Source organism: Aristophania sp. ESL1142, assembly GCF_058107345.1.
The window spans coordinates 1,565,144-1,575,286 of the sequence record NZ_JBYLUH010000001.1 but is presented as its reverse complement, the minus strand read 5'-3'; the positions used below and the strand labels follow the sequence as shown (position 1 = coordinate 1,575,286).

Annotated in this window: 9 protein-coding genes and 1 tRNA gene; 6 read left to right on the top strand and 4 right to left on the bottom strand. The window is 43.3% G+C overall.

The genetic code is table 11. The features are described 5' to 3' along the window. Nucleotides 1-485 precede the first annotated feature (485 nt). The 3 genes from AC3B6P_RS07385 to AC3B6P_RS07375 all read left to right on the top strand — a co-directional run bounded on the left by AC3B6P_RS07385 (nucleotide 486) and on the right by AC3B6P_RS07375 (nucleotide 2,420). Nucleotides 486-1,358, top strand: coding sequence for a ribonuclease domain-containing protein (locus AC3B6P_RS07385; protein ID WP_489805449.1), 873 nt, complete (start codon nucleotides 486-488; stop codon nucleotides 1,356-1,358). Then, nucleotides 1,358-1,810 (top strand): barstar family protein, encoded by a 453-nt coding sequence (locus tag AC3B6P_RS07380; RefSeq protein WP_489805448.1) that lies wholly within the window; start codon nucleotides 1,358-1,360, stop codon nucleotides 1,808-1,810. The genes AC3B6P_RS07385 and AC3B6P_RS07380 overlap by 1 nt, the downstream gene beginning before the upstream one ends. An 88-nt stretch (nucleotides 1,811-1,898) precedes the next feature. Continuing rightward, nucleotides 1,899-2,420, top strand: coding sequence for a hypothetical protein (locus AC3B6P_RS07375; RefSeq protein WP_489805447.1), 522 nt, complete (start codon nucleotides 1,899-1,901; stop codon nucleotides 2,418-2,420). 61 nt (nucleotides 2,421-2,481) lie between these two features. Here AC3B6P_RS07375 and AC3B6P_RS07370 read toward each other — a convergent pair. Continuing rightward, nucleotides 2,482-2,556, bottom strand: a tRNA-Val gene (locus AC3B6P_RS07370). Nucleotides 2,557-2,874: 318 nt separating this feature from the next. Between AC3B6P_RS07370 and surE the strand changes: the two genes are divergently transcribed. The 3 genes from surE to AC3B6P_RS07355 all read left to right on the top strand — a co-directional run bounded on the left by surE (nucleotide 2,875) and on the right by AC3B6P_RS07355 (nucleotide 5,585). Further along, nucleotides 2,875-3,669 (top strand): 5'/3'-nucleotidase SurE, encoded by a 795-nt coding sequence (gene surE / locus AC3B6P_RS07365; RefSeq protein ID WP_489805446.1) that lies wholly within the window; start codon nucleotides 2,875-2,877, stop codon nucleotides 3,667-3,669. A 162-nt stretch (nucleotides 3,670-3,831) separates the two neighbouring features. Continuing rightward, nucleotides 3,832-4,221, top strand: coding sequence for a hypothetical protein (locus tag AC3B6P_RS07360; RefSeq protein WP_489805445.1), 390 nt, complete (start codon nucleotides 3,832-3,834; stop codon nucleotides 4,219-4,221). Continuing rightward, entirely contained in the window at nucleotides 4,218-5,585 is a 1,368-nt protein-coding gene (locus tag AC3B6P_RS07355; protein WP_489805444.1) for an amino acid permease, read from the top strand. Before AC3B6P_RS07360 ends, AC3B6P_RS07355 begins: the two co-directional genes overlap by 4 nt. 260 nt (nucleotides 5,586-5,845) lie before the next feature. Here the strand turns inward: AC3B6P_RS07355 and AC3B6P_RS07350 are convergent, their stop codons facing one another. The 3 genes from AC3B6P_RS07350 to dhaL all read right to left on the bottom strand — a co-directional run bounded on the left by AC3B6P_RS07350 (nucleotide 5,846) and on the right by dhaL (nucleotide 9,853). After that, on the bottom strand, nucleotides 5,846-6,601 hold the full coding sequence (locus AC3B6P_RS07350) for a GolD/DthD family dehydrogenase (RefSeq protein WP_489805443.1): 756 nt from the start codon (nucleotides 6,599-6,601) through the stop codon (nucleotides 5,846-5,848). Between the two features lie 26 nt (nucleotides 6,602-6,627). Beyond that, nucleotides 6,628-8,013: an MFS transporter gene (locus AC3B6P_RS07345; RefSeq protein WP_489805442.1), complete on the bottom strand. Its 1,386-nt coding sequence runs from the start codon at nucleotides 8,011-8,013 to the stop codon at nucleotides 6,628-6,630. Between the two features lie 76 nt (nucleotides 8,014-8,089). Further along, on the bottom strand, nucleotides 8,090-9,853 hold the full coding sequence (gene dhaL, locus AC3B6P_RS07340; RefSeq protein WP_489805441.1) for a dihydroxyacetone kinase subunit DhaL: 1,764 nt from the start codon (nucleotides 9,851-9,853) through the stop codon (nucleotides 8,090-8,092). Nucleotides 9,854-10,143: the final 290 nt, after the last annotated feature.

Genomic DNA, 10,143 nt, shown 5'->3' with positions numbered 1-10,143 from the left:
ATTTATTATAAATGACAGCTTTTGCAATAGATATGGATGCGTGGTAATTATTTACGTTGAAAAATTTCTATTTCTATTTCTATTTCTATTTTCCATTTTTTTATTTTTTTTAATAAAAAAAAATAATTACAATTTTAGTAAAAAGTTGCTTATATCATATTTTCTTATTGATTTTTATGTATGCTTATTAAGTATTTTTGTTTTTTTCGTAAAATATTTTGTAAGTTATTATGGTTTTATGTTATTATTTCCATTTTCTATTATGTTTGTTGATGTTTCTCTAGATAAATTTTACGGGATAAATTTCATTTCAGGTAAATGGTTATTTAATATAAATATATTTTTCTGGTTTTATTCATTTGTTTTAATGCCTATTTGTGTATGGATTTTTCTTAGGAGTTTTTCTCTTAAAGGAAAATGATTCCTTAAAATAAAGATATAATTAGTTAGATGTATCTATTAGTGGTGTTTACTGACTGAAACTCTTGAAGCTGGGCGGGAATGTTGGAGCAGCGGTAGCCAGCACGATTGCGGGTAATATAGCGACATCTGGTCTTGGGCATTACATAGCTGAAGGTGCTGTGGCGATAGCCGGGGAGGATGATAAGAATAGCGCAATAGCTATAACGAATATAGGTCTGGATATAGTATCAGCGGGAGCTGGGGCGGCGGCCGGAGCGGCAGTTGGAGGCGGCTCAGGAGCGATGAATGGGGCGGCCATTTCATCAGCGATTAACCAGTATAACGGAGGAGGAGATGACCTTGCCGAGAAACTGGTTAAAGGAGCGATCAAGGCGATCCAGGCAGCAGCGCAGGCCTCGAAAAACAAGACAGCGATCAAATATAGCGAGAAGCTTGATCTTGATGAGGCGGTCGAGATTGTTAATGATCTTGTATATAAAACGGAAGATAAAATTGGAGAGAAAGGAGAGCAGCTTCTTCACACAATTGAAAATACTGTTGAAGAAAATGGAACAACCATTGAAACAACATCTTCAGGGAATAACCCCCAAGCCCCGACGGATGCGTCACAAAATACGGTAGATATACCCCAGAAGGCTGAAGATGTGTTACAACAGGCAGAGAATAAAGGTAGCCCTATGAATGGTTATAAGGGGGGTGGAAGGTATAGAAATGATCCGTTACCTGGGGCACAAAAACTTCCGACACATGACGTTGATGGTAATCCGATTACTTATCAGGAATGGGATGTAGATCCTGTTCCATCTAAGAGTTCTGGAATTAATAGAAACAGCGAACGTATTATAACGGGTAGTGATGGTTCAGCATATTATACGAACGATCATTATCACACCTTTAATAAAATGCGTAACCATATTCCAAGGGTGAGAAAATAATGCAGGAATATCAAAAATTGCTTAAAACACATAAAACAAGTGCAGAAATTTCTGGTTTTTGTCGGAGGTTTAATACGGAATACAATGATGCAATATTTTTGGTATGCAGAGGAGAAAAAATGAGAACATGGGAATGTTTCTCAGATGAAGTTTCTGCTGTGTTGCAATTTCCGTATTATTACAATGGAGGTACTGATTCATTATATGAATGTATACGAGATTTAGACTGGATGCCGCCTAAAAAGATTTTTGTTTTTGTAATAAACGCTAACAAAATATTATCCGATGAGGTTCCATATGATTTTTTAGTATTTTTTGAAGATTCATCAATAGAAGTTCCTATTGACTCTAAAAAATACAATAATGAGGAAAGAAGTATATATTATATATTTCAAAATATAGATAAGGATTTTCCATTATTTGAAGACAAGGATATTTCTGAATATCCTTAAGATATTATGCGTTAGATAAAGAGTGATTTTTATTACGCTATTGTAGCAGCAGAAAACGCTAGGGGGCAGCGTTGGCGCTGCCAACGGAATGCAGATTGGCTCGACGCTGGAACAATATAACTGGAACGGCAGTGGAGCGACAGGCAAAGCCCTGTCTAATGCAGGAAGAATTCTTGCAGCAGCGGCTGAAAGTGGAGCTGTAGCTGGTATTGCGGGATCGGAATTAGCGCCAGCAGATATAGCAGTGATAGCTGGCGCCGTCATCTTGGGTGGTGCTGTGGAAGTCTATCACCTGATAGAAGAAAATGAAGCAAACAGCACGCAAATGATGGCTGTTCCACCGAAAAAAGAAGATAACGTCGTCAGCACCCCCATACAGGAACAAAACCCTGACCACAACATCGTCAGCACGCCAATCCAGACATCACAAAAAGGCGACAACATCGTCAGCGGCACGCCTCCCGATCAAAACGGCAACAGCGACATCGGCAAAGACCAGGGCTTTACTCCCAACCAGCAAAACCCTAATGATAATGTCGTTACAAGTGATCATCCCGCATGGTTGAACCCTGACGGAACATTAATTGGTAGTCTGGAGCAAGGGAGATGAAAGAAGTTGACAATAATCCCGCTCTAAAGCGCAAGATACAGCCATTTTCTGGAAATCCAGATGGTGGGCGCAACAGGGATTGAACCTGTGACCCCTACCATGTCAAGGTAGTGCTCTACCGCTGAGCTATGCGCCCTCGCCATCTGGTGAGGCACTGTTTATATAAGCTTGAGCGGTCTGACAAGGGCAAAAATTAAAAAATATGCGTTCTGGTATAAAAATCTTTATGAATTTTGAAAAATCACGATAAAATCCTTTAAATTCTGTGAGTTATACGTGATTACAGGGAGATATATACGAACATAATGCCCAAAATGGTCCGTCAGTTCATGGCGGGTTCTTCTTGTCCTGAATGGGTAAAGGCAGAATGCTTTTCATGAGGTTTTTCAATCTTTTTGAGAATGAATAAAAAGAGGCTATAAGAGTCAAGTCTTGTAAAGAAGGGAGTCCCGCCATGACAAAATCAGAATACCTATTCGATCGTGTCCTGATTACAAATGATGATGGTTATGGGGCTCCTGGTATCGAGGTTCTTAAAAAGGTTGCACGTTCTCTTGCACGGGAAGTCTGGGTGGTAGCACCGGCTAATGACCAGAGTGGTGTGTCCCATAGTATCAGTTTGCATAACCCACTGAGAGCCAGGCAAAAATCCCTGTTTGAATACGCAGTGACGGGGACGCCTGCTGATTGCGTTGTTATGGGGGTAAAGCATTTCATGAGTGGCTATAAACCGGATATTATTTTATCTGGAATTAATTCCGGGGCAAATCTTGGTGTAGAGACCCTGTTTTCTGGTACGGTAGGAGGGGCTATGACGGGAATGTTGCTTGATATACCCTCCATTGCCCTGAGTCAGTCATTTTCAGACTTTGCATCAATTTCCTGGGATGTGTCAGAATATTATGCAGAATCTGTTATCAGAAAAATAATGGCTCATAAAACGTCGCATCATGTCTGCTTTAATGTCAATTTCCCGGATTGTGCTCCTGATTCTGTGCAAGGAATAAAATGGACAACCCAGGGAAAGGGGGTTTTGAACGGAGCGGCGGTGCAGGCTGAAACAGATCCCCGAAATCAGGATTATTACTGGGTTCGGCTATTGCATTCAGAAAACAAGTTTCATGCAGATCAGGACAGAGCCTCTGAGACATATAATATTGCACAAAATTATATCACGGTCTCTCCTTTGCAGTTTGAACGTACAAATCAGGCTGCTTTGCAGGATTTTGAAGCATCAGCTCAACCATAATCTCTCCTTTCTTGTTTTTTTGCGATAAAGGTTAGAGATATATTTAACTAATTTATATAGTTATAATAAAAACAGCTATTATATATGGTTAAATATTGACTTTGCTCCTTGGTGTTACGGTTAACGCCGGAGTGTTTTTGGCGCTTTCTATAGGGATTATCCGTGTTTCTTTCTACTAGAGAAGAGACAACATATTATCATAGTGATTTGAGATCATATCGCTATGATATACAGAGCTGGAAGGTGGAAAAGCTTTCCCTCCCATATTGGAGCTGTGATTTATGGAATGGATATAAGCCATCCTTTATCAATAGACACAAAGGAAGCGTTAAAGCTGTCGCTCAGGTAGTGTTTATGTGTGCCCAGAACATAATGCCTGCCAGCAAAAGGATTTTGCCGTTGCGTTTGGAAGAAGGAGATCTTGCTTTTTGGGATCATCGCATTACACAGCATTATGCTGTAGATAATTCTCACCCTCATCGTCGTATTATGAATCGTGGCACGATTATGGGGGATAAATCTCTTGGTCCATTAGAAAGCATATCCTTGTGACGATACCTACCAAAGAATGTGAAATAGAACAAAATTGCGTCACGAATACCTATAGGAAAAATAGATTAGCCAACTGGCATGTCTCTATGATTTCGGTTGGTGGTATTATTGGTGCTGGATTATTTGTCGGTACGTCGGCAACAATCTCAGCAGCGGGGCCAGCTGTATTATTTTCCTATATGGCAGCTGGCCTTCTTGTCTGGTTTGTTATGATGGTTCTAGGAGAATTAAGCAGCCAATATGATGCCAGGGGATCTTTTATTGCTGATATAACAAGGGCAATGGGGCGTCGGAGCGGTTTCATAACAGGTTGGTGTTACATTCAACTTTGGGTTGTGACAGGCGGGGCCCAAGCTGTTGCTGGTGGAATGATCTTAAATGACCTCTTTAGTTTGCCGCCTTTATTAGGCTCTGCAATCCTGATTATCATGGCACTTCTTTTAAATGCACTGCCTGTCCATATATATGGGAAAAGTGAATCACTTCTTTCATTTCTGAAGCTTTTGACGTTATCACTATTTATTGGCGTTGGAATTTTGTGGTTATGTTTTACGCCAGGTGCATTTGAACAGGCCTATCATAATCTGACAGGGCATGGAGGTCTGCTTCCTTTAGGGGCCTGGGCAGCTTTGGGTGTGATTCCCATGATCATGCAGACTTTTACAGGATGTGAAATTGCTTTTGTCGCTTCAGCTGAAAGTTATGATCCACAGAAGAATATCAGGAGAGCTGTGACGCGTCTGCCGTTTTTTGTATTATTTTTTTACCTGGGATCGGTATTTGTCATTCTGCTCATACGCCCCTGGACGGATATTGTACCGGGTCATTCGCCTTTTCTGCTTGCGATGCATTTTCTTAACATACCTTTTGCAGAAAAAATTGTGGTCATTATGACCTTATTGGCCGTCATGTCCTGTTTGAATTCTGCGAATTATCTGGTTTCCCGTATAGCGCGTGAGCTTTCTGAATTAGGATGTGCGCCTCCTCAGCTAGGTCGTAAAACCTCCAATGGTGTCCCACTGATTGCTGTCATATTCACGACAGTTCTTGAGGTGATCATTGTTCTGTTAGCATCATGGTCACCTTCAAAAGGTTATAGTATTTTATTGGGGGCTTCAGGAAATTTGATTTTATTCTGCTATTTTATGGCGTCTCTTTCATGTTTGCGTGTGCGCAAACAGAACTCCCGGCCATATATTACTTTTCTGGCAGCATTATCAGTGTTGATTATGGGAGGGCTGTTCCTGGCCATTCCTTTTGAACCTTCTACATGGATTGAAGGTCTGATCGCTTTGATAATGATCTCTGGTTTAACGATCGTCAGTCTGGTGATTATGAGGCGTGATAGAAATACGCTTTCATGAGTTATACGACAGGATATTATGATTAATGTGAATATGTTTAAGAAATGGTTTGTGAGTAGAAGGATGAATTAACAATTTGTTTTCTATGAATAAATAACAAACTTTAATAGTTAAATTACTGACTTTAATCACTTAATATTTACGTGTTTTTAGTCAAAATTTTTACTAGTCTTTCTGGCAATAAGAAAAGAGAGCTTATGTCCGTCAGCCACCTTCTCTTTTAAAAGGAGGAGGTGGCTTTCTGGAGTTTGTTCAAGCTATTAGCGGATTGTATAGCCACCATCGACAACAAAGTTTTCACCGTTAACCATCGCTGCTGCGTCACTCGCCAGATATGTCGCGGCACAGGCGATTTCGTCAGGCTGAGCAAAGCGGCCGGTCGGAACCTGGGCTCTGAACGCATCTCCAACTGGTCCAGCCCAGACTTTTTTGCCAAGTTCTGTTTCTACTACAGTTGGGGAAATGGCATTGGTTGTCACGCCAAGAGGTCCCCATTCATAAGCAAGGACTTTTGTCATGCCAAGGATGCCGGCCTTACTGGCTGTATAGGCAATGTGACCATCCAGTGCGACAAGCGCCGCTTGTGATGCCATGTTAATGATACGTCCATAGCCATTCCTGCACATATGAGGACCAAGCTCACGCGCAAAGAGGAAGGGCGCGCGCAGATTGATGGAAAGTGTTGTATCCCATGCTTTGGTTGTTAAGTCCCCAGCGGGAGCTATGAGGGCGATCCCGGCATTATTAACAAGAATATCAATTTTTCCAAAAGCTTTCAGTGCTTCACTACAGGAACGTTTTACGGCCTCTTCATCGGTCACATCTGCCTGAATCCCTATATGATCAGGACCTAATTTCCCCGCAGCTTCTGAAACAGAGGAGCTGAGATCAACCAGACAAAGACGAGCTCCCTGTTCTGCCAGTCTTTGGGCGATTGCAAAACCAATTCCAGAAGCGCCACCTGTTACGAGAGCTGTACGGCCTTTAAGAGACATAAGAGTGGAAAAAGGTGTCATTTTCAAAATCCTTATAATTATAAAAGTTAGACGATTGGTTGTTCATCAATCTTTTCGGGTGAGGAAAGAGCTGATTTTTTTTCCTTTTTTAATTGGTCGATCTCTGCTTGCACGTCTGGATCAAGAGTAAGGAAATAAGTTAGAATGCCACTGATAAAATAAATGATGGCAAACGTTATTATAACGCCCAGAACCCCGAAGAAAGGTTGAACAAGATAAACAATAGCTGGGCCAATCCATACACTTGCACCAGCGCCCAGGTTTAAAAGCGACATTGCAGCGGGTTTATCTTCCGGTGCCAGATATGGCATCAAGGCTGAAAGGGGAGCATAAGCTGCAAGTGTCATTCCGTAAAGTGCTCCGACGATCAGAGTTGGTACAATATGGTCAGGACCAAAATAAGTAGGGGTCCAGTAAAGGAGTAATGTTGTGATGGTAGATCCAAAACCACCGCAAATCATGACTGTGCCACGCCAGCTTAATTTATCACTGAGGATTCCGAAAAGAAGATTCCAGATCACATTTGATAAAGCGAGCGCCTGCAAGATCAAAAGCCATTGATTTAATGTGAAGTGAAGATCGCGTGTAAAATAGATAGGTAAGCAAACGAGAAATCCGAATTCAGCCGATGTATCAATTGCCCTTACAATGCTGCCGATCCCCACTTTGGGGCGTTTCCATGCGATGGAAAGTGATGAAAACAGCGTTTTGAAAATGTCTTTATCACTTCCAGGATTATTGACAGAACCATGTTTATCCTTAATGCCGCAAAGTGCCAGAGTGCCTCCGGCAATTACAAGACCCAGGGCCGCCCATAATGTGTAAACTGAGCCGATCCAGGGGATCATATAGCGTGCGAAAACGGCACCTAGTGTTGGCAGGCCCGTAGCAAAGCAGAACCAGAACCATCCAACAGCGGAACCAAGCTTTGTAGGTGTGACAGTGGTCACAACCCATACAAGAAAGCCAAAGGCAAAAAGCGGGTAACCAAATCCTCTTATGCCGTAAAATAATGTCATTAACAGGAGGGAATGAGAGGGAATAGCCATTCCTAGAAAGCAAACCTGTAGGATAACCCAGATCATGAGACCCACTGTCATGACACGGCGTGGCCCCCATACATCAGATAAAGCGCCTGACAACCATGATGAGATGGCAGCGCTTATACCGTAAACTGTAAAAAGAAGGGCGACATTATGTTCTGCCTGTCCGTGAGTAACGAGATAGGAAGCCAGATAGCCACTCTCTGCACCGTCACCTGACATGAAGATCAAAAGACCGACAAATCCCCAGAACAATGCCGGCGGAATTCCTATTTTTGTAAGGAAGCGTTCCCAGGCGCCATGAGTTACTTCTGAAGAAGGAATTATTGCCTCTGGTTGAGACGGGTTAAAGCGGGCTGTTTCGGTCATAATATCACCCAATTTGCGGGTTTCCCCTCCAGGCCTTGCCAGATATCTGGGGAATCCAGTTAATGCATTATATGGTTCATTGTTCCAGGGTCATTAATTTACGGGCCATTGTTTGAAGGATAAGACAACAGGATGTTGCCCCTGCATCCATGACGCCTCTTGAGCGCTCTCCCAGGCGGCTGGCGCGCCCGATACGGGCAACAAGATCAATGGTGGAATCACGCCCTTTTTCAGCGGCCTCTATAACGGCTGCCAGACTTGCTTTTAGCCCGTCTTTTTCAGTAGCGTGAGCCGCTCTGACAGACGGAACCAGTGTGTCCATAAGGGTTTTATCGCCAACATCAGCATTGCCTAGTGAACGTATTCCTGCCTCAGCACCATCCATCATGAGGCCAAATAATTTGGCGTCAATATAGTCATTTCCCGCCAGTGCATCTGCCATTCCAGAGAAGAACCGGCCATAAAGTGGCCCCATAGACCCACCGATACCGGCAAGAAGAGAGTCTGAAAGAACTTCAAGGGCTTCCTTTAAAGGGGGTGGATTTTTGCCTAAAGCTTCTCCACACCGTTCAAAGCCTTTGGCCATATTGATCCCATGGTCACCATCGCCGATTTTCCCGTCAATTTCACTGAGCCAGTCACGGGCTTCAATAATGGTTGCGACCAGGGCTGGAACTATAGTTGTAGTGTTTTTTAAGGGAATCCCACTGCTTGCCCTGTAAGAAGTGACAAATTTTTTATCGGTCTTGCCTGAATGCAGGACCTTGGCAATGGCGGGGGCTGTTTTATGGGAGTTCGGATAGAAAGAGCCAACACGGGTCAATCCGACTGTATGGGTAGGGTGGGACATCAGACGGTCAAGTTCTTCATCCAGCCGCATAACAGTCAGTGTCGCTCCTTTCATTTCCAGTGAGGTGAAATAGTTACCGACAAAGCTGTGCTGGATCGTGATTCCTTTTTCAGCGAAGATATCCGAAAGATCGGCAAAAAGGACGTAAAGCTCAATAACTGGTGTCGCACCAAGTCCCGAGAGCAGGATTGCGACGTTATCACCCTGTTGGAAAGGAAGATCCTTGAGAACGTAATCAGCCATCATTATGGCAATGTTACGTGAGCTTTCCAGAGGGCGGACTTCTACCCCTGGCTCTCCATGATGGCCGATCCCGACTTCCATTGTCCCTGGCTCAATGGTGAAATTGGCATGACCATTAGCGACAATCGTACAAGGAGAAAGTCCTACACCAATAGAGCGCGTATTATCTATCGCTTTCTGGGCGGCTGCGAGTACTTCTTCAAGCGAGCCGCCTTCTTCGGCGCGTGCGCCACCGGCTTTCCACATAAGGATTTCGCCTGCTACGCCTCTCCTGCGGGCTGCATCCTCTTTCGGGGCAGAGGCAACATCATCATTGGCAACGACTGTCCCAACTGTGATCCCTTCCTTCTCAGCGTCACTGACAGCCAGACGTACATTCATGATGTCTCCGGCATAATTACCAAAGAGGCAGGCAACGCCGGCCCCCATATCTGCCGCACGCATGGCATCCAGGAAGCTTGCAGCTGTAGGGGAGGAGAAAATTTCACCAATAGCGACTGAATCAAGCATCCCGGAGCCGACATAGCCCAAGAAGGCCGGTTCATGACCTGACCCGCCTCCGGTAATGACACCTACTTTTCTTACAACGCTTCCTTCCTTGCGTTTGATAACGCGTGGATTATCTGTTGGAGCAAGAATATTCGGGTGGGCAAGCAGGTAGCCGCGTACTCCATCTTCGACGATGTAATCGGGATTATTATAAATGCGATCCAGTTTGTGAATGGAGCGTTTTTTATCATCCGTCATATCATGAACCCTTTTTATTTTTATCGATTACCGTTTGTCCGCTTGCATTCTGAATCAGTCACGATGGGGCAGAATCCCTTCGGAAATTTTGGCATTATGAGTTAACAACTTTTCAAAGAAAAAAATCTTCTTTGGAATTTTAAGCATAGAAATTGGCAATCTTCACTTCACTAAAGCGTGATTTATAAAAAAATGATTACTATCTTATCATTTCTATTATTTCTTAATGTTCCAAATAGTTTGCTTTTGTTCAAGATAGAGATCAAAGTAACAAAGAGGGAGTCTGGTGA

Coding starts and splice junctions, on each gene's coding strand:
- surE (WP_489805446.1), top strand. CDS start 2,875: ATGACAAAATCAGAATACCTATTCGATCGTGTCCTGATTACAAATGAT.
- AC3B6P_RS07380 (WP_489805448.1), top strand. CDS start 1,358: ATGCAGGAATATCAAAAATTGCTTAAAACACATAAAACAAGTGCAGAA.
- AC3B6P_RS07350 (WP_489805443.1), bottom strand. CDS start 6,601: ATGACACCTTTTTCCACTCTTATGTCTCTTAAAGGCCGTACAGCTCTC.
- AC3B6P_RS07345 (WP_489805442.1), bottom strand. CDS start 8,013: ATGACCGAAACAGCCCGCTTTAACCCGTCTCAACCAGAGGCAATAATT.
- AC3B6P_RS07375 (WP_489805447.1), top strand. CDS start 1,899: ATGCAGATTGGCTCGACGCTGGAACAATATAACTGGAACGGCAGTGGA.
- dhaL (WP_489805441.1), bottom strand. CDS start 9,853: ATGACGGATGATAAAAAACGCTCCATTCACAAACTGGATCGCATTTAT.